This window comes from Vibrio sp. 779(2023) (assembly GCF_033344285.1).
Taxonomy (GTDB): Bacteria; Pseudomonadota; Gammaproteobacteria; order Enterobacterales; family Vibrionaceae; genus Vibrio; species Vibrio alginolyticus.
The window spans coordinates 15,094-34,690 of the sequence record NZ_JAWPOM010000010.1; the positions used below are offsets into that span (position 1 = coordinate 15,094).

At 46.3% G+C, this 19,597-nt stretch carries 21 protein-coding genes and 1 pseudogene; 20 read left to right on the top strand and 2 right to left on the bottom strand.

What is annotated here, in order from left to right; translation table 11 throughout:
* Positions 1–444 (top strand): flagellar export protein FliJ, encoded by a 444-nt coding sequence (fliJ, locus tag R8O70_RS13875; RefSeq protein ID WP_005380474.1) that lies wholly within the window; start codon positions 1–3, stop codon positions 442–444.
* Between the two features lie 40 nt (positions 445–484).
* On the opposite strand, the gene R8O70_RS13880 is transcribed toward fliJ, so the two are convergent.
* Together R8O70_RS13880 and R8O70_RS13885 are read right to left on the bottom strand one after the other, a co-directional pair.
* Positions 485–799, bottom strand: coding sequence for an NIPSNAP family protein (locus R8O70_RS13880; RefSeq protein WP_005380475.1), 315 nt, complete (start codon positions 797–799; stop codon positions 485–487).
* A 39-nt stretch (positions 800–838) separates the two neighbouring features.
* Entirely contained in the window at positions 839–982 is a 144-nt protein-coding gene (locus tag R8O70_RS13885; protein WP_005394314.1) for a hypothetical protein, read from the bottom strand.
* A 97-nt stretch (positions 983–1,079) separates the two neighbouring features.
* On the opposite strand from R8O70_RS13885, the gene R8O70_RS13890 reads away from it, so the two are divergent.
* The 19 genes and pseudogenes from R8O70_RS13890 to R8O70_RS13980 all read left to right on the top strand — a co-directional run.
* Complete coding sequence (locus tag R8O70_RS13890; protein ID WP_238970033.1) at positions 1,080–2,933, top strand: flagellar hook-length control protein FliK; 1,854 nt, start codon at positions 1,080–1,082, stop codon at positions 2,931–2,933.
* A gap of 85 nt (positions 2,934–3,018) precedes the next feature.
* Complete coding sequence (gene fliL / locus R8O70_RS13895) at positions 3,019–3,522, top strand: flagellar basal body-associated protein FliL (RefSeq protein WP_318184217.1); 504 nt, start codon at positions 3,019–3,021, stop codon at positions 3,520–3,522.
* Positions 3,523–3,529: 7 nt separating this feature from the next.
* The gene (gene fliM / locus R8O70_RS13900) at positions 3,530–4,576 is read left to right on the top strand and encodes a flagellar motor switch protein FliM (RefSeq protein ID WP_005380478.1); all 1,047 of its coding nucleotides are present in this window, start codon (positions 3,530–3,532) and stop codon (positions 4,574–4,576) included.
* 58 nt (positions 4,577–4,634) lie between these two features.
* Entirely contained in the window at positions 4,635–5,045 is a 411-nt protein-coding gene (fliN, locus tag R8O70_RS13905) for a flagellar motor switch protein FliN (protein ID WP_005380479.1), read from the top strand.
* A gap of 1 nt (position 5,046) precedes the next feature.
* Positions 5,047–5,460: a flagellar biosynthetic protein FliO gene (gene fliO / locus R8O70_RS13910; RefSeq protein ID WP_005380480.1), complete on the top strand. Its 414-nt coding sequence runs from the start codon at positions 5,047–5,049 to the stop codon at positions 5,458–5,460.
* A complete protein-coding gene (gene fliP / locus R8O70_RS13915) occupies positions 5,447–6,316 on the top strand; it encodes a flagellar type III secretion system pore protein FliP (protein WP_104979599.1) in 870 nt (289 codons plus the stop codon). Before fliO ends, fliP begins: the two co-directional genes overlap by 14 nt.
* Positions 6,317–6,340: 24 nt before the next feature.
* Positions 6,341–6,610 carry a flagellar biosynthesis protein FliQ gene (fliQ, locus tag R8O70_RS13920; RefSeq protein WP_005380488.1) on the top strand — a complete coding sequence of 90 codons (270 nt, stop codon included), beginning with the start codon at positions 6,341–6,343 and terminating at the stop codon, positions 6,608–6,610.
* 8 nt (positions 6,611–6,618) lie between these two features.
* Positions 6,619–7,401 (top strand): flagellar biosynthetic protein FliR, encoded by a 783-nt coding sequence (gene fliR / locus R8O70_RS13925; protein ID WP_005384463.1) that lies wholly within the window; start codon positions 6,619–6,621, stop codon positions 7,399–7,401.
* Between the two features lie 3 nt (positions 7,402–7,404).
* On the top strand, positions 7,405–8,535 hold the full coding sequence (flhB, locus tag R8O70_RS13930; protein WP_005380490.1) for a flagellar biosynthesis protein FlhB: 1,131 nt from the start codon (positions 7,405–7,407) through the stop codon (positions 8,533–8,535).
* A gap of 210 nt (positions 8,536–8,745) precedes the next feature.
* Positions 8,746–10,845, top strand: a complete 2,100-nt coding sequence (flhA, locus tag R8O70_RS13935) for a flagellar biosynthesis protein FlhA (protein ID WP_025998722.1) — start codon at positions 8,746–8,748, stop codon at positions 10,843–10,845.
* A gap of 28 nt (positions 10,846–10,873) precedes the next feature.
* On the top strand, positions 10,874–12,391 hold the full coding sequence (gene flhF / locus R8O70_RS13940) for a flagellar biosynthesis protein FlhF (RefSeq protein WP_064354227.1): 1,518 nt from the start codon (positions 10,874–10,876) through the stop codon (positions 12,389–12,391).
* A 14-nt stretch (positions 12,392–12,405) separates the two neighbouring features.
* Positions 12,406–13,293 carry a MinD/ParA family protein gene (locus R8O70_RS13945; RefSeq protein WP_005380498.1) on the top strand — a complete coding sequence of 296 codons (888 nt, stop codon included), beginning with the start codon at positions 12,406–12,408 and terminating at the stop codon, positions 13,291–13,293.
* Positions 13,286–14,020: an RNA polymerase sigma factor FliA gene (locus tag R8O70_RS13950; RefSeq protein WP_005380499.1), complete on the top strand. Its 735-nt coding sequence runs from the start codon at positions 13,286–13,288 to the stop codon at positions 14,018–14,020. Before R8O70_RS13945 ends, R8O70_RS13950 begins: the two co-directional genes overlap by 8 nt.
* 45 nt (positions 14,021–14,065) lie before the next feature.
* On the top strand, positions 14,066–14,434 hold the full coding sequence (cheY, locus tag R8O70_RS13955; RefSeq protein WP_017635949.1) for a chemotaxis response regulator CheY: 369 nt from the start codon (positions 14,066–14,068) through the stop codon (positions 14,432–14,434).
* A 118-nt stretch (positions 14,435–14,552) separates the two neighbouring features.
* A complete protein-coding gene (locus tag R8O70_RS13960) occupies positions 14,553–15,293 on the top strand; it encodes a protein phosphatase CheZ (RefSeq protein WP_005380502.1) in 741 nt (246 codons plus the stop codon).
* A gap of 9 nt (positions 15,294–15,302) precedes the next feature.
* Positions 15,303–17,543, top strand: a complete 2,241-nt coding sequence (locus tag R8O70_RS13965; protein WP_053306690.1) for a chemotaxis protein CheA — start codon at positions 15,303–15,305, stop codon at positions 17,541–17,543.
* Positions 17,544–17,572: 29 nt separating this feature from the next.
* Positions 17,573–18,685 carry a protein-glutamate methylesterase/protein-glutamine glutaminase gene (locus R8O70_RS13970; protein WP_005380504.1) on the top strand — a complete coding sequence of 371 codons (1,113 nt, stop codon included), beginning with the start codon at positions 17,573–17,575 and terminating at the stop codon, positions 18,683–18,685.
* Between the two features lie 8 nt (positions 18,686–18,693).
* Positions 18,694–19,473: a ParA family protein gene (locus R8O70_RS13975; RefSeq protein WP_005380505.1), complete on the top strand. Its 780-nt coding sequence runs from the start codon at positions 18,694–18,696 to the stop codon at positions 19,471–19,473.
* Positions 19,463–19,597, top strand: a pseudogene (locus tag R8O70_RS13980) (chemotaxis protein CheW); the annotation flags it as partial. The gene R8O70_RS13975 and the pseudogene R8O70_RS13980, both read left to right, overlap by 11 nt.

Consider the following 19,597-nt stretch of genomic DNA (forward strand, 5'->3'; position numbering starts at 1 on the left):
ATGAATAATGCGATGGAGTTTCTACTTGAGCAAACTAAGGATCGTGAAGACCAAGCTGTGCTTGCACTGAACAAAGCGCGTTCTGAACTCGAAGATTATTACCGTCAGGTTGAACAAATTGAAAAGTATCGGCTTGATTATTGCCAGCAACTCGTCGACCGTGGTCAGGCGGGCCTAACGGCAAGTCAATATGGACACTTAAATCGATTCCTTACCCAGCTAGATGAAACTTTATCTAAGCAAAAGCAAGCAGAAAGTCATTTCAAAGAGCAGGTTGAAAACTGTAAAGAATATTGGTTAACCGTGCGTAAAGAACGCAAATCCTATGAGTGGATGATAGACAAACGCGAAAAAGAGAAACAACTTGCTGAAGCTAAGCGCGAACAAAAGCAAATGGACGAGTTTTCCACCTTACTTTACAGTCGAAAACCACATCGTTTCTAAACGTTATCGGTTCGATATTGCATTACGGTGTTGCAGCTGACTACATCTCTACCGATTCAAGTAAGGTAACTTTGATTGAGTCTTGTTCAATTAACTCAAACACCTTCGGTCGAATCTCGCGAACCCACCACTCGTTGTATGTTTTTTCGTAGAGAGCCTGGCGTGCTTGTTCATTGTCGAACTCTCTAAGCCAAACAAAATAGTCATGTCCATCATCACCAGTGTGGACGTAAGTATTCAGTACACGCATGCCTTGTGAACGTTGATAGGGCAACAGTTCTTCCTTCATCCAACTTAGCCACTGTTCTGTTTTGCCTGCTCTGATTCTATATTGGCGTAATTCTGTGATCTTCAAAGTGATTCCTTAATTGTTAAGTCAAATGTCTGTTTACGCTTATCGTTTTTCAAAGTCAATCAAGTAGCTGTACATCATGTTAGGAACCAGGTTCTCGGATAGTACTGTTGATGTTTGTTCCATAAACATGCCATCTATTAGCTTACCGAGAATTGGCTCAATATTGTGGTGTGATTTTTGCATTTTAGCTGTCAGTGTCGGGTCTTTTTGACCTTTGTTTGCCGCCAGTATTGCTGTCTGTCAGCGATACGCTCAGAGCCACGAGAACGAGAGTTTCTAAATGAGTGTGAATTTGTCCCATGTATCTGCGACTACCAAGACGCCAGTTTCTGATGTGTCCGCTAAAGCGTCCGCAGAGAGCACTGAGAGCAAGGGATTTTTAGAAACGTTAACCGATGCATTTGCTGGTAAACAAAAGCCCGAAAAAGTAGCAACAGAATCGACAGTGGTTGAAGAAAAAGAAAGAGCGGATGTAGGCAGTACTTCTTCTGCTAACGTCTCGGACGAATTGTTGGCGCAAGAAAGCCAAGAATCCGTCAGTGACGGGACCCATGATTTTGATGAAATATCAGCAAACAAACCGAATGCAACCTTAAGTGAAGAAGTAAGTTTACAAAAGGCGAGTAACAGCACACCTTTGGAGCATGATGTTGAAGCTATTGAAAAAGTGAAATCAACATCAATTGATACGAGTAACCCATCAAATACAATGGACGTAAAAAGCACGATGGGCGAAGGACAACAGCTTCTTGGTCGAATTGAACAAGCGAATCAAACCCTGAATGCGAGTAATGCATCCATCGATAGTGGCAAAGTTTTGCCTCAGAGCGCGAATTTAGTGCATTCGTTCCACGAGCAAGCAACCGTTTCGACACACCTTGATGAGCTGGCTTTGAATGAAACGCCATCAGTTCATTCGCTTGAACAAGCACAGATGATCCCAGGACAAGACTTAGAGCCAATTTTAGATAAGAATGGTCAACCTATCGATGTCGACAAACTTTCGCCTGAGTTTGCTGCTTGGCAAGAGCTAGCGAAACAAGCCAGCCATCCGACGGCTAAGAGCGCAGTCAGTGGTGAAGTAGCTAATGATCTGTCGCCGTTGTTAACAGACGTTGATGGTTCCAACATCGACGCGCTTCCACGAGTCTCCTTGGATGAACTTGAAGTTATAGATACTAAGTTGGCGCAAGGAAAACCACTGACTCAGCAAGAAGCTCAGATCATTGAAGGGTTGAAACAAGGAAGGATCACGGCGGATATTCCTGAGCAAGACCTTGCCCAATTTGTTGCGCTCCCTAATGACATTAAACAGATTCTCGCAGAGCAACAAGTACAACATAATTTAACTCGCCAGGCTGGACCTATGGCAGTGTCTCAGCAAATCCAGCATACAGCGGCTCAAGTACCCCAGCCACAAACTGCTCATAGTGGAGAAAAAGTCGCATTATCTCCAACGCCCGATATGTTGATAGCCGCGCAAGTGCCGACGTCGCTTCAAGGTGTGAAAGACGGAGAGATTAGCCAGAAAGTAATGAACGCAGCATTGGCGACTGGTGCGCTAAAGGCGACTGCGGATAAACAAGATAAGCCGGACCTCCAACATGGCTTCGCTGGACAGCTTCAGGCTATGGCAGGCCAGCAAGGAATTAATGTGCAGCAACAAGCGCGTATTGATGCTGCACAACAAGCTCAGCTTCCGTTGCAACTAACTAAAGAGCTAGCCAACGAGCAAGTTGCGGAAAAAGTGCAAATGATGATGTCGAAGAATCTGAAAAATCTCGATATTCGTCTTGATCCACCAGAGTTAGGTCGTATGCAAATTCGTATGACCATGAATAATGACGTTGCCAATGTACATTTTACAGTGAACAACCCGCAAGCTCGTGACATTATTGAACAGACGCTCCCTCGTTTGAGAGAAATGCTAGCGCAACAAGGTATGCAGCTGGCTGATTCTTCCGTCCAGCAACAAAACAGCGGGCAACAGCAAGGTAGGTATACTGCTGAACAACATGGTCAAAGCGCGCAAAGTGGCGGTTTTTCTGGACAGTCCGAAGAGGGTTTTGAATCTGATGTCAATCTGGATTTGAATGTCGCTTCAAAGCGTGATGGAATTAGTTTTTACGCATAAAAGGCCGTTTAACGGCAATGGAATATGGTTACCAAGCAACTCACTAAAACGTCTTGGTAACTCAAAAGAACAATAAGAGACAAGAATGGCAGAAGAACAGTTACAAGGGGCCGATGCGCCGAAAGGAAAAAGCAAGTTACTTATCATCATCATCGCTGTTGTAGTATTACTACTTGGTGGCGGGGCAGCGGCATTTTTTCTAATGGGCTCTGATGAACCTGCTCAGGCTGAATCGTCTCAACAGGCTCAAGTGAAGGCATCGGATACTGCGCCCATCGCGTATGTGAATCTTCCTCAGGCATTTGTATTTAACGTTACTGGGGATAGCCGCGATAGGCTGGTTCAAATTAAAGCGCAGTTAATGGTTCGCGGTGCAGAAAATGAAGAGTTGGCGCGGTATCATTCGCCACTGATTGAAAGCTCTATGCTATCAACGTTTGCTTCCGCGACGGTTGATCAATTGCGCTCTCCTACAGGACGAGTGGAGTTGCGCGATCGTGCTTCCGAAGATATCAAAGCAGCGCTGAATGCTGCGGTCGGTAAGCCAGTGATTGAAAAAGTACTGTTTACAGATTTTGTTATTCAATAGGTAAAACGTGACCGATCTATTAAGCCAAGACGAAATTGATGCGCTATTGCATGGGGTTGACGATGTTGATGACGTCGATGAACCGATAGAAAACGACACTGAGGGTGCCGTCAATTTTGATTTCTCGTCGCAAGACAGAATCGTACGTGGTCGAATGCCGACGCTCGAACTTATCAACGAGCGCTTCGCACGGCACATGCGTATTAGTCTGTTTAATATGCTGCGTAAAACGGCAGAGGTGTCGATCAATGGCGTGCAGATGATGAAGTTTGGTGAATACCAGAACACATTGTACGTGCCAACCAGTTTGAACATGGTGCGTTTTCGTCCGTTAAAAGGCACTGCGTTGATCACCATGGAGGCTCGTTTAGTCTTTATTCTGGTAGAAAACTTCTTTGGCGGTGATGGTCGATTTCACGCCAAAATCGAAGGCCGCGAATTTACCCCAACGGAACGCCGCATCATTCAGTTGTTACTGAAAATTGTATTTGAAGATTATAAAGAAGCGTGGTCGCCAGTGATGGGGGTAGAGTTCGAATATCTCGACTCTGAAGTAAACCCAAGCATGGCAAACATTGTCAGCCCGACAGAAGTGATTGTCGTGAGTTCATTCCATATAGAAGTTGACGGCGGTGGCGGCGATTTTCATGTCGTTATGCCTTACTCCATGGTTGAGCCTATCCGTGAACTATTGGACGCAGGTGTTCAGTCTGACAAGATGGAAACGGACGTTCGCTGGAGCTCAGCACTACGTGAAGAGATCATGGATTGTCCGGTTAACTTCCGCGTGAACTTGCTCGAAAAAGACATTTCTTTGCGTGATCTCATGGAGCTGCAACCGGGCGATATCATCCCGATTGAAATGCCAGAACATGCGACGATGTTTGTGGAAGACCTACCGACCTATCGCGTAAAAATGGGTCGATCGGAAGACAAATTAGCGGTGCAAATTTCTGAGGAAATTGAGCGCCCACATGTCGTCAAAACAGATTTAGCTTTCTTAGGTAAAGACATCATGTCCGAGCTTGAGAGTGAAGACGATATAGACCATTAAGATACCTTATTAAACAGACATGCTATGGCATGAGTTAGGCGTAACACAGGATAGAAAAATGGAACCAAGTGACGATCAAAAGCTAGCAGACGAATGGGCAGCCGCTCTTGGCGAAGACCCGTCTGCCCCTTCTGTAGACGTAGATGAAGTATTGGCTGCGCCACTGGAAGAGCTAAAAGACACTTCAAGCCCAATTAGCGAAGATGAGCGTCGTAAACTCGACACTATTATGGATATCCCGGTGACGATTTCGATGGAAGTCGGTCGTTCTCAAATTAGCATTCGGAACCTGTTGCAGCTTAACCAAGGTTCGGTTGTTGAGTTGGATCGTCTAGCCGGTGAGTCGCTCGACGTATTGGTTAACGGTACTTTGATTGCTCACGGCGAAGTCGTGGTCGTCAACGATAAGTTTGGTATCCGTTTGACGGATGTGATCAGCCAAACTGAACGAATTAAGAAGCTGCGTTAAGATGAGTCGTTCAATCAAAATGCGATTGAAGCAAATCACTGGAGCACTGAGCTTAATGCTAAGTGCTCCTTATGCATTTGCTGCCGCACCAAATAATCTGGATCTTGCGACGACACTTGGCTCGCTTGTGCTTGTAATCGGCGTGATTCTTTTGCTGGCTTGGTTGCTGAAACGTATGCAAGTGCCAGCGATGGGACAACAAAAGGGCTTGCGTATAGTGAGTCAGTTGCCAGTGGGTACAAAAGAAAGAATCGCAGTAGTTCAAGTGGGTGAAGAACAGTTTTTGGTTGGGATTACTAGCCAATCGATCCAAACTTTAGCCAAGTTAGATAAGCCACTGAAAGAGGAAGAGTTGGCGACCAATGCTTTTGCGACTCAATTTAGCCAGCTGATCAAAAAACATGACAAAGGGTAATCCAATTCGTTTGCTCCTGAGTACGTCGTTACTTTTTGTCGGCGTGCTGTTTTCTTCATTTACCTTTGCTGAAGCAGAGGAGTCAGCGCTGCCAGATAACTTAGCCGATGGAAGTGGTGTTACAGTTCAGGCTATGCAAAGTGATACTGGTGCTAGCCGTGCTATGTCCGTTTCTAGTGGCGGTGGTATTCCAGCATTCACCATGACCACGAACCCTGATGGCAGTGAAGACTACTCGGTTACACTACAAATTTTAGCGTTAATGACCATGCTTGGCTTCTTGCCTGCCATGGTGATTCTGATGACCTCGTTCACTCGAATTGTGGTGGTGATGTCGATATTGCGTCAGGCAATGGGTTTGCAACAAACGCCTTCTAATCAGGTCATTATTGGTATTGCGCTGTTTTTGACCTTTTTTGTTATGTCTCCTGTCCTGAACGAAATCAACGACAAAGCTGTTCAGCCTTATTTGAACGAGCAAGTTACGGCGCGAGAAGCGTTTGATGCTGCACAAGCGCCAATGAAAGCATTTATGCTTAAGCAGACCCGAATCAAAGATTTGGAGACGTTCGTAACCATGTCAGGAGAGCAAGTCGAGAATCCAGAAGATGTGTCGATGGCGGTGTTGATTCCGGCTTTTATCACCTCAGAGCTAAAAACTGCATTCCAAATTGGCTTTATGCTCTTCTTGCCGTTTTTGATTATTGACCTTGTAGTCGCTTCGGTACTGATGGCAATGGGTATGATGATGTTGTCACCAATGATTGTTTCGTTGCCGTTCAAGTTGATGTTGTTCGTATTGGTCGATGGTTGGAACTTGATACTCTCGACACTTGCGGGCAGCTTTGCCCTTTAGATAAGCGCAGATAGAGGATAAGACATGACACCAGAAATGTTTGTCGAGCTTTTCCGTGAAGCACTTTGGATGGTGCTTATCATGGTCTGCGCTATTATCATCCCAAGCTTGCTGATCGGCCTTGTAGTTGCGATTTTTCAAGCTGCGACATCCATCAACGAACAAACATTGAGCTTCTTACCGCGTTTGATTGTCACGCTTTTGGCCCTGATGCTGTTTGGGCATTGGATGACGCAAATGTTGATGGAATATTTCTATGGCTTGATTGAACGCTTACCTCAGGTGCTTTATTAGAGGCGCCTATGGAGTACCCCACTAGCGTTGTCTTAGATTGGATCGCAAACTACTTCTGGCCCTATGTTCGTATCTCATCTATGTTGATGGTGATGACAGTAACCGGGGCCCGATTTGTTTCGCCAAGAATCCGCCTTTACCTCGGTTTAGCCATCACTTTCGCTGTCATGCCAGCCATCCCCGCTGTACCTCAAGACATTGAGCTACTCTCGTTTCGTGGCTTCATGACCATTGCCGAGCAAATGATCATCGGCATAGCGATGGGTATGGTTACTCAATTTATGATTCAAACCTTTGTCCTACTTGGTCAAATATTGGGTATGCAATCAAGTTTGGGCTTTGCTTCTATGGTTGATCCCGCAAATGGTCAGAACACGCCATTGCTTGGCCAGTTATTCATGTTCTTAACGACAATGTTTTTCCTTGCCACCGATGGACACTTAAAAATGCTGCAATTGGTGGTGTTCAGTTTTAAAACTTTGCCGATTGGCTCCGGCTCGCTCAACGCGGTTGATTTCCGTGAAATGGCAGGCTGGCTTGGTATTATGTTCCAAACGGCACTGAGTATGTCTCTATCTGGCATTATTGCGCTACTGACCATTAACTTGTCGTTTGGTGTAATGACCCGTGCCGCACCACAGCTGAATATCTTCTCGCTTGGTTTTGCTTTTGCTTTGATGGTGGGTCTATTACTTTGTTGGTACATACTGGCTGGTCTATACAGTCATTATGAAATGTTCTGGACAGTGGGTGAGGCGCAGATTTGTCGGCTTATTCGCTTGGAGTGCTAAGATTTGGCAGAATCAGACGGTCAGGAACGCACCGAAGAAGCCACGCCTCGACGGTTACAACAAGCCAGAGAAAAGGGGCAGGTCGCTCGATCTAAAGAGCTCGCATCAGCATCTGTGCTGATCGTTGGCGCCATTTCATTGATGTGGTTTGGAGAGGCGTTAGCACGTTCATTGTTTTCCATCATGAGCCGTTTATTTGATCTTCAACGAGAAGAGATTTTCGATACTGCAAAACTGTTTGATATCGCTTTGGGCGCGATGAGTGATTTGTTGTTCCCACTATTTTTGGTGTTAGCGACATTGTTTACCGCCGCCATGATTGGAGCAGCAGGTGTGGGAGGAATCAGTTTTTCTGCCCAAGCAGCCATGCCCAAGCTGTCGAAAATGAATCCGCTTAGCGGCTTAAAGCGAATGGTTGGAATGCAAAGCTGGGTAGAGTTGATCAAATCAATCCTTAAAGTGGTTCTGGTCACCGGTGTCGCCATCTATTTGATCCAAGCATCACAGGCCGATCTGATTCAATTGAGCATGGATGTGTATCCGCAAAACATCTTCCATGCTTTAGATATTTTGCTGAACTTTATTTTGCTGATCAGTTGCTCGCTATTGATTGTGGTTGCCATCGATATTCCATTTCAAATCTGGCAGCACGCTGATCAGTTAAAAATGACCAAGCAAGAAGTCAAAGACGAATACAAAGAGACTGAAGGTAAGCCGGAAGTGAAAGGCCGTATTCGTATGTTGCAAAGGGAAGCGGCTCAACGTCGAATGATGGCGGATGTTCCTCAAGCTGATGTTATTGTTACTAACCCAGAGCACTTCTCGGTAGCGCTTCGTTATAAGCAGAAGACAGACCGTGCGCCAGTCGTGATCGCTAAAGGTACTGACCACATGGCGATGAAGATTCGAGAAGTCGCACGCGAACATGACATTACGATTGTGCCCGCACCACCTTTGGCTCGTGCGTTGTACCACACGACAGAGCTCGAGCAAGAGATCCCCGATGGGTTATTTACTGCCGTCGCTCAGGTTTTGGCATTTGTATTCCAATTGAAGCAATACCGAAAACGAGGTGGACAGCGCCCGAAAATTCAAGATTATGATTTGCCAATCCCGCCCGAGCACCGTCATTGATACGAAAAGCGGTAAAGCCTTAAAAAAGCTCGTTTGATCAAAAGCTAAGCTCTATTTGAGTGTTTAGTCATTATTTTGGCGCTAATTATGGTACATAGATTGCTTAAAACGCTTTAATTATCAACCCTACCTAAACTTTTAGGCTAAAGCGGTCGCGTATTAATAGTAAGAGCTTACGTGACGCTTCAATCGATTGAGATCTCTCGCAGTATGAAGTTAAGCCTGCCGTTTGCAGATAAATTGCCACGAATCCCTCAACGTGAAATGCCAGCTATTGGTGCTCCGGTGATGGTTTTGGCCACCCTAGCGATGGTGGTACTGCCGATTCCAGCATTTTTGCTGGATATGTTCTTCACCTTTAACATCGCGCTGTCGATGGTGGTGTTGTTAGTGACCGTTTACACACGTCGCCCTTTGGACTTCGCTGCTTTTCCAACGGTATTGCTGATCGCCACGTTGCTCCGCTTGGCTTTGAACGTTGCCTCGACTCGTGTCGTCTTACTGCATGGTCATGAAGGCGGTAATGCGGCAGGTAACGTAATTGAGGCGTTCGGTAACGTCGTTATTGGTGGTAACTACGCGGTCGGCCTAGTGGTTTTCCTCATCTTAATGATCATCAACTTTATGGTGGTGACCAAAGGTGCGGGTCGTATCTCTGAGGTAAGTGCTCGCTTTACGCTTGATGCGTTGCCGGGTAAGCAAATGGCGATTGATGCCGACTTGAATGCCGGATTGATAGACCAAGAGCAGGCAAGAGTTCGTCGTTTTGAAGTGACCAAAGAAGCGGATTTCTATGGCTCGATGGATGGTGCCTCGAAGTTCGTAAAAGGTGACGCGATTGCCGGTATTTTGATTCTGTTTATCAACATCGTCGGCGGTCTGTCGATCGGTATGGCGCAGTATGGATTGGGTTTCGGTGAAGCGATTGAAATCTATACCTTACTGACAATCGGTGATGGTTTGGTCGCACAAATCCCATCGCTATTGCTGTCGATTGCAGCGGCAATGATGGTGACGCGCCAAAACACCGATGAAGACATGGGGGAACAACTGGTCTTCCAGATGTTCGACAACCCAAAAGCGCTGATGATTACTGCGGCTATTCTTGGTGTGATGGGCATCGTACCGGGCATGCCACACTTTGCGTTTTTGAGCCTGGCAGTCGCGGCCGGTGCAGCGGCATATTTCATCGACAAACGGCAGAAGCAGAAAGCGAAAGAGCCCGCTTTACCAGCAACAGCAGACGAAGGTACAGAACCTTCCTCACAGCGCGAACTGTCTTGGGATGACGTCCAGCCAGTCGATATTATTGGCTTGGAAGTCGGTTATCGCTTAATCCCTTTGGTGGACAGAGACCAAGGTGGGGAACTGTTAGAGCGCGTAAAAGGCGTGCGTAAAAAGTTATCGCAAGATTTTGGGTTCCTAATTCCAGCGGTTCATATTCGTGACAATCTTGAGCTGACCCCAAACAGTTACCGAATTACATTGATGGGGGTTGCGGTGGGCGAAGCAGAGATTCGTCCGGATCAAGAGCTAGCGATTAACCCAGGTCAGGTGTATGGCATGATTGATGGTGAGCCAACCATTGACCCTGCTTTTGGACTGGAAGCCGTATGGATCCGAGAAGATCAGCGTGAGCACGCGCAGGCTCTGGGTTATACGGTTGTTGATTCATCAACGGTATTAGCGACGCACCTGAGCCAGCTATTGACCAACAACGCGTCACAGCTAATTGGTCATGAAGAAGTAGAGAATTTATTAGAAATGTTAGGACGCAGCGCGCCTAAGTTGGTCGAGAACTTTGTTCCTGACCAATTACCATTAGGTGTGGTGGTGAAAGTCCTACAAAACTTGTTAAACGAGGCCATTCCAATCCGCGATATTCGCACGATTGTTCAAACTTTGGCTGAGTACTCAAGTAAGAGTCAAGAAGCTGACATATTGACGGCAGCAGTTCGAATTAGTCTTAAACGTCTAATTGTTCAAGAAATCAATGGTATAGAGCCTGAGTTACCAGTGATTACTTTGATCCCCGAACTGGAACAAATATTGCATCAAACTATGCAAGCATCAGGAGGCGAATCCGCGGGGATTGAACCGGGACTCGCTGAGCGATTGCAATCTTCACTAAGCCAAGCGACACAGGAACAAGAACTGAAAGGCGAACCTGCCGTTCTGCTTACTTCTGGTGTATTACGCTCGACGTTGGCGAAATTTGTGAAGAACACAATACCTAATCTCCGGGTACTGTCTTACCAAGAAATCCCGGATGAAAAACAGATCAGAATTGTGCAAGCCGTGGGTAACTGATCTCACGCATCATTAATGGATTCATAGTTTGAAAATAAAGCGATTTTTTGCCAAAGACATGAGAACGGCGCTGCTCCAAGTGAAAGAGGAGTTAGGCGCGGAAGCGGTGATCATGTCAAACAAGAAAGTGGCTGGTGGAGTAGCGATTGTTGCGGCGATAGATAGTGAATCTAATCCGTCTCAAGCAAGCGCAGCGTCACAGCAAAATCGCGGTGCTTCTCAATCGAATCGCTATAACGAACATCGTCAAATGTCATCGTCTTCTGCTGATCGTTACCAAGATCGTCATTTAGATGAAGATAAAATTAGCCTGAACAGTAATAACAGTAACAATGAAAAAACAGGCTCAATGACGCAGCGATTCGCTAATATGCTTAAGCAATATAGCGGTGGTGCAGCAGATGCTGACGACCACGTAGCGGAAAATGAAGATTCGCTCTCGGCTTTGCTGCAACGCCAAAATAAGCATCGCGACGGCTACAACCAAGAAAAGCCAGCGCCATATCAACCAGATTCACCTTTGGCGAAGCTAATCGCACAGGACAATCGATTTGAACGTCCGACGCCCAAGCTGGACCCGACGCGCTATGACCGACGTCGCCCAAGCGATGAGCGTGGCGAATCGGCCGATGAGCTAGAAAGCATGCGCGAAGAGATGACGTCAATTCGTCGTCTGTTGGAGCACCAAGTTTCTGGCCTGATGTGGCAAGAAGTAGAACGCCGTGAGCCGCTAAGAGCGATGCTGATTAAGCGCTTAGAGCGAATGGGCGTTTCTCCGGAGTTAGCAGACCAGATGGCCTGTTATATCCCGGAAGATACAAAGCCAGCGCGAGCGTGGAAAGCGTTATTGTCGCTGGTGGCGGATCAAATCAATATTCCTAAACAGGACATTTTAAAACGTGGTGGCGTAGTCGCATTGTTGGGTCCGACGGGGGTTGGGAAAACAACAACCGTAGCGAAACTCGCAGCACGCGCAGCCATGGAATACGGTGCCGACAATGTGGCCCTTGTGACAACAGATACATATCGCATAGGTGCACATGAGCAGCTCTCAATTTACGGAAGAATCATGGGTTGTCCCGTAAGAGTTGCTAAAGATTCTAACGAGTTAGCCGATGTTATATATCAGCTAAGAAACAGAAGACTGATTTTGGTCGATACGGCAGGGATGGGGCAACGAGATGTGAGGCTTTCCGAGCAGCTCGACACTCTAATGCAAGAGAGCGGAGAAGTGATTCACAGCTACCTTGTTTTGCCGGCTACCGCACAACGTCGTGTTCTACAAGAAACGCTGGATCACTTCCGACGTATACCACTTTCGGGTTGTATTATGACGAAGCTTGATGAGTCATTAAGCCTAGGCGAATTCATCAGTGTAGTGATTCAAAACGCAATGCCAGTAGCTTACATCGCTAATGGTCAGCGCGTACCAGAAGACATTGTGATAGCGCAACCAAAATATATGCTTGCGAAAGCAAATGAACTGTTAGAGAAGTCGACAGAGAACGAACCTCACTTTTGGAACAGTGACAGTGAAGGACTCTAAGGCGGCGGACTACTATGACTGAGAATATGATACACGATCAAGCAAGCGGCCTCCGTCGCTTAACACAACCATCGTTGACCAAAGTGATTGCTGTTACTGGCGGCAAAGGTGGTGTGGGGAAATCAAACGTAACACTGGGTCTGGCGATTTGTATGGCTCGCCAAGGCAAGAAGGTGATGGTTCTCGACGCTGATTTAGGTCTGGCCAATGTGGACGTGATGCTCGGAATTCGTGCAAAACGTAATCTAGGACATGTCTTAGCGGGTGAATGTGAGCTAAAAGATGCGATTGTCGAAGGGCCTTATGGTATAAAGATAATTCCTGCAACTTCTGGCACACAGAGCATGACAGAGCTTTCTCACGCTCAGCATGCTGGACTCATTCGAGCATTTGGTAGTCTTGAAGACGAAATGGATGTCCTGCTGATTGATACCGCTGCTGGTATCTCTGACATGGTAATCAGTTTTTCGCGAGCAGCTCAAGATGTGGTTGTAGTTGTGTGTGATGAACCGACGTCAATCACAGATGCCTATGCATTAATCAAGCTGTTGAGTAAAGAACACCAAGTTCAACGCTTTAAAGTTGTAGCAAATATGGTCAGAAGCTACCGTGAAGGGCGAGAATTGTTTGCAAAGTTGACACTAGTCACAGAGCGATTCTTGAATGTTAGCCTTGAACTCGTAGCATGTATTCCATTAGATGATAAAGTACGACAGGCTGTAAAAAGACAAAAAATTGTCGTTGATGCGTTCCCACGCTCGCCTGCTGCTTTAGCTATCAGCTCACTAGCAAACAAAGCGTTGACGTGGCCACTACCGAAAACACCAAGTGGACACTTGGAATTTTTTGTGGAAAGGTTGCTAAATCGTACCGAATTCGCAGAGGACCCTTTTGGTGAATAAAGCGATAACCTATGACCAACATGGCAAATTTAATAGCCAGCAGGCGTTCATTGAACGTTATTCAGTGTTGGTTAAGCGCATTGCTCACCACCTACTAGGCCGTTTACCGCCGAGTGTTCAGGTAGAGGATTTAATTCAGGCCGGCATGATCGGTCTTATCGAAGCTCAGCAGAATTATGATGGTTCTAAAGGTGCGAGCTTTGAAACTTATGCAGGTATCCGTATTCGTGGCGCAATGTTAGATGACATGCGTAAAGGCGATTGGGTACCGCGTTCTGTTCATAAAAATAATCGAGAGATTAACCAAGCGATTGCGGAGCTGGAAGGCGAATTAAATCGAGATCCTACTGATTCTGAAGTAGCCACGCATCTCGGTATGACACTGGATCAATATCATAGTGCTCTTACCGATATCAACTGCTCAAAATTAGTCGGTATTGAAGATTTAGGCGTTTCTGATGATGTGATTTCACCAGCGGATGAAACCGATGACAGCAACCCATTCAAAGGGGTAGTTGATGAATCATTTCGAAAAGCACTGGTTGAATCAATAAAACAGCTTCCAGAGCGTGAAGCTTTGGTTCTTTCGCTTTATTATGATGAAGAACTCAATTTGAAAGAAATTGGCGATGTGTTAGGCGTAAGCGAATCTCGCGTAAGTCAAATACTGAGTCAAGCGATGCAACGTTTACGTACCAAGCTCAGTGCGTGGACACAAAATGACTAAAAACACTGATTTTACGATTCAGTGGAGGCAATTTTGAATAAAAACATGAAGATCCTTATTGTTGATGATTTCTCAACAATGCGCCGTATTGTTAAAAACCTGCTTCGTGACTTGGGTTTCAATAACACTCAAGAAGCGGACGATGGTTTAACCGCATTACCAATGCTGAAAAAAGGTGACTTCGATTTTGTTGTAACTGACTGGAACATGCCAGGTATGCAAGGCATCGATTTGCTTAAACACATCCGCGCGGATGCAGAACTTAAGCATCTGCCAGTTCTAATGATCACGGCTGAAGCGAAGCGTGAGCAGATCATTGAAGCTGCTCAAGCAGGTGTAAACGGCTACATTGTTAAGCCATTTACTGCTGCAACATTAAAAGAAAAATTAGATAAAATTTTCGAGCGTTTATAACTCTCTCTTTCTCTTTGTTATTCGAGTCATTCATACCAATTATTAAATACCTATTAAATGACTCGTTTAGCGTTTTCAAAGTGATAAGAAGAACTAAACGTAAAAGGGTCTATTCAGAATGATCTCACTAGAGCAGGCGAAGTCACTCGTTCAAATGCTAGAAAACGGGGAACAAGACCAAGCCAATATGCTTGTTGCCTCGATCTACGAAGGTGCCGATAACCCAATGCTGCAAGAAATTGGAGCGTTAACTCGAGACCTTCACGAATCACTCAAGCAGTTCAGTCTCGATCAGCGCATGACCGAAATTGCGAAAGACGAAATCCCTAATGCTAGGGATCGTCTCAATTATGTGATCGAGAAGACAGAGCTTGCAGCCAACAAAACAATGGATGCGGTCGACTGCTGCCTTCCTATCGCTGACAACCTGCATGATTGCCTTCTAAAAGTTCGTCCTCAATGGAATGAACTCATGCACGGGCGCATAGAATTAAGCGAATTTAAAGCACTGTGTCACCGAATCGACGGGCTATTAGTGCAAGTCGAAGGTGACAGCACTGAATTGCGCGGCCAATTGACCGAAATTCTCATGGCGCAAGACTTCCAAGACCTAACTGGCCAAATCATTCGCCGCGTAATTACGTTGGTTAATGAAGTTGAAGGCCGCTTAGTGGAAATCCTAACCGTATTCTCTGGAAATAAACTTGAAGAACATATTCAAGTTTTGTCAGAACCGGCAGATAAAAAGAATACACAAACAAGCGAAGCCGAAGGCCCGATTCTTCATCCAGAACTGAGAGAAGATGCGGTTTCATCGCAGGACGAAGTCGATGACTTGTTGTCCAGTCTTGGATTTTAAAGGTAACGTATGAGCTACGATTTAGACGAAGATATTCTTCAGGACTTTCTCATTGAGGCTGGGGAAATTCTCGAGCTGCTTTCTGAGCAGTTGGTTGAATTGGAAAATAACCCAGAAGACAAAGACTTACTTAATGCTATTTTCCGCGGGTTTCATACCGTAAAAGGCGGTGCCGGCTTCCTTTCATTGGCAGAGCTAGTCGATACTTGTCATGGTGCGGAGAACGTGTTCGACGTTTTACGAAACGGTCAACGCACGGTAACGCAAAACTTAATGGATACGATGCTAAAAGCCTTGGATACGGTTAATACCCAGTTCCAGGCTGTTCAAGATCGTGAGCCGTTAGAAGCTGCGGACCCTGAGCTTCTTGAAGAACTTCATCGTCTATGCAAACCTGAGTCAGAAGATGAAGTAGCGGCAACCGTAGTTGAAGAACCAGTGGCTACTCCAGAACCTATTATTCCCGAGCCTATCATCGAAGAACCTGCTGCACCGTCAGCACCATCAAGTGTCGGCTCTGTTGATGAAATTACCCAAGACGAATTCGAAAAGCTATTGGATGAGCTTCATGGTAAAGGTTCAGCGCCAGGCAACTCAATGTCTGCGACACCTACAACGCCATCTGAACCGCCTCAATCGAGTGCACCATCAGTTGAAAGTGGTGATATCACTGATGATGAGTTTGAACGCTTACTCGATGAACTGCACGGTGTAGGAAAAAGCCCTTCTACGGCAGAGGCTGCTGCATCTGCATCCGTACCAGTAGAGCCACCTAAAGCGGCAGAGCCTTCCGCTCCAGTGGCATCTTCATCAAATCAAGACAGTGACTTAATGACGGACGAAGAGTTCGAAAAGTTACTCGATGAGCTACATGGTTCAGGTAAAGGCCCAACGCTAGAAGAATTGGACATGGCAACGAAGCCTGCTTCAGCAAACGTAGAGCAAAGCCCTGCGAAACCTGAGCCTGTTGCTAAGCCAGCACCTGTTCAAGCAGCGCCAGCACCAAAGCCAGAATCTAAACCAGTCGCGGTAAAAGAAGAAGCCAAAGCACCAGCGGTTAAAAAACCTCAGGCTGAAGCAACCGTTCGTGTTGATACCTCGACGCTTGATACCATCATGAACATGGTGGGTGAGCTCGTATTGGTGCGTAACCGCCTACTAAGCCTTGGTTTGAATAGCGACAACGAAGAGATGTCCAAAGCGGTCGCTAACCTTGATGTGGTAACTGCGGATCTACAAGGCGCGGTAATGAAAACGCGTATGCAGCCAATTAAGAAAGTGTTTGGCCGTTTCCCACGCGTTGTCCGTGACTTGGCTCGTAACCTAAATAAAGACATCGTGCTAGAAATGCGCGGTGAAGAAACCGATCTCGATAAAAACCTTGTAGAAGCATTGGCCGATCCGTTGATTCACTTGGTGCGTAACTCGGTTGATCACGGTATTGAAATGCCAGACGCACGCGCGAAGGCAGGCAAATCACGCACAGGTAAAGTGATTTTGTCAGCATCGCAAGAAGGGGACCATATTGAACTATCCATCGTAGATGATGGTGGCGGTATGGACCCGAACAAACTGCGTGGCATCGCGGTGAAGCGTGGCATGATGGATGAAGATGCGGCGGCACGTTTAACAGATAAAGAGTGCTTCAACCTTATCTTCGCACCTGGCTTCTCAAGTAAAGATAAAATTTCTGACATTTCTGGTCGTGGTGTGGGTATGGACGTGGTTAAGACGGCGATCAATACCTTAAACGGTTCAATCGATATCGATTCTGAGCTAGGCAAGGGCACTAAGATTACGATCAAAGTACCACTAACGTTAGCGATTTTACCGACTCTGATGGTTGGTGTTGGCGGTCATCCTTTTGCTCTACCACTGGCTTCGGTGAGTGAAATTTTCCACTTGGATCTTAGTCGTACAAACGTGGTAGATGGTCAGCTGACGATCATTGTGCGTGAGAAATCTATCCCACTATTTTACTTACAAAACTGGTTGGCATCCAAATCGCAAAACGTTCAAGAGCGTACTGGTCACGGTCACGTGGTGATTGTACAGATTGGTAACCAGCGCGTTGGTTTTGTTGTGGATACGCTTATTGGTCAAGAAGAAGTGGTTATTAAGCCACTCGATAATCTATTACAAGGCACTCCAGGTATGGCTGGTGCGACAATTACTAGCGATGGCCATATTGCATTAATTCTAGATGTGCCTGATTTACTTAAGCGATATGCTGCGGCTTCACGCCTTTAAGCAAAGCTGACGTTATTAAAAGGAATAAGATGGCGATTAAAGTACTAGTCGTTGATGATTCGAGTTTTTTCCGACGTCGCGTGAGCGAAATCATCAACTCAGAATCGCGCCTAGAAGTGATTGACGTTGCGGTAAATGGTAGAGAGGCGGTTGAGAAAGCCAAATCTCTCAAACCTGACGTCATCACGATGGATATTGAAATGCCAGTGATGGATGGCATTACAGCTGTACGTGAAATAATGGCCGCTGCTCCAACGCCAATTCTAATGTTTTCGTCCCTGACCCACGACGGGGCGAAAGCTACGCTTGATGCGCTAGATGCGGGCGCATTGGACTTCTTACCGAAAAAGTTTGAGGACATTGCGCGTAACCGTGAAGAAGCGGTGTCATTACTTCAACAGCGTGTGATTCAGATTGCCTCGAAGCGCGCTTTCATGCGTCGACCTATCGCTCGCCCAACAGCGAGTACCAGCACGACTACTCGATCATTAGGTTCAAGAACGGCTTCACCTGTGACTCCAACACCAACTCGACCTGCTGCGACAAAGTACCGTGCTTCTGGTAAGAAGTATCAACTGACGGCAATTGGCACATCAACAGGTGGCCCCGTTGCTCTACAAAAAATTCTGACGCGTTTGCCGATGAACTATCCGCATCCGATTGTATTGATTCAACACATGCCAGCAACGTTTACTGCTGCGTTTGCCAGTCGTTTGAACACCTTGTGCAAGATTCAAGTGAAAGAAGCACAAGATGGCGATGTGTTACAGCCCGGTGTGGCATACCTTGCACCAGGTGGGAAACAAATGATGGTGGATGGACGAGCGGGCGCTGCTCGTCTTCGCATTATTGATGGTGGCGACCGCATGAACTACAAACCATGTGTGGATGTGACTTTTGGTTCTGCCGCAAAAGTATATGGCGACAAAGTGCTCTCTTTAGTGTTGACAGGCATGGGTGCAGACGGTCGTGAGGGCGCTCGCATGTTGAAGTCTTCAGGCTCAACTATTTGGGCACAAGATGAAGAAAGTTGTGTTGTTTATGGCATGCCCCAAGCGGTTGCTAAAGCAGGCATTTCTTCAGAAGATTTACCGCTTGACCGCATTGCTGAACGCATGTTGGTGGAAGTTGGCCTAGCTTAGGATTCATCATGATTGTTTGGAGTGTAGCAAACCAGAAAGGAGGCGTGGGTAAAACCACCTCAACAGTGACATTGGCGGGCTTATTGAGCCAGAAAGGCCATCGAGTATTGATGGTTGATACTGATCCTCACGCCTCACTGACTACTTATCTCGGTTATGATCCTGATGCAGTAACTTCGAGCCTATTTGATTTATTCCAGTTGAAGACGTTTTCTCGTGAGACGGTTAAACCGTTGATTTTAGAAACAGAGCTGGAAGGAATGGATATCATTCCCGCGCATATGTCCCTTGCCACGCTTGATCGCGTAATGGGTAATCGCAGTGGTATGGGATTAATATTAAAACGGGCGCTGCAAACTGTCTCACAAGACTATGACTATGTGTTGATTGATTGTCCGCCAATCCTTGGCGTGATGATGGTGAACGCGTTGGCAGCCAGTGACCGAATTTTGATTCCTGTTCAAACAGAGTTTTTGGCGATGAAAGGTCTAGAGCGCATGATGCGTACGCTAACCATTATGCAAAAATCTCGCCCGGGCGGTTTCAAAGTGACTATCGTCCCAACCATGTACGATAAGCGCACGAAAGCGTCATTGCAGACATTGATGCAACTGAAAAAAGATTACCCAAATCAAGTGTGGACCTCAGCGGTGCCTATTGATACTAAGTTCCGCGATGCCAGTTTAAAGCACTTGCCAGCTTCGCATTTTGCATCTGGTAGCCGTGGTGTGTTTGCCTATAAACAGCTACTGATTTACCTGGAGAGGTTGGCGTTCGATGAGCAGTAATGATGTGCTGTCCAGTGAACAAGCACTTGATGACTACTTTAATGCATTACTGGATGATGAAACTGAAATAACGACTCTTGAGGAAGACCTTGACCTGTTGGCTCAAGAGGTATCATCTGCAGAG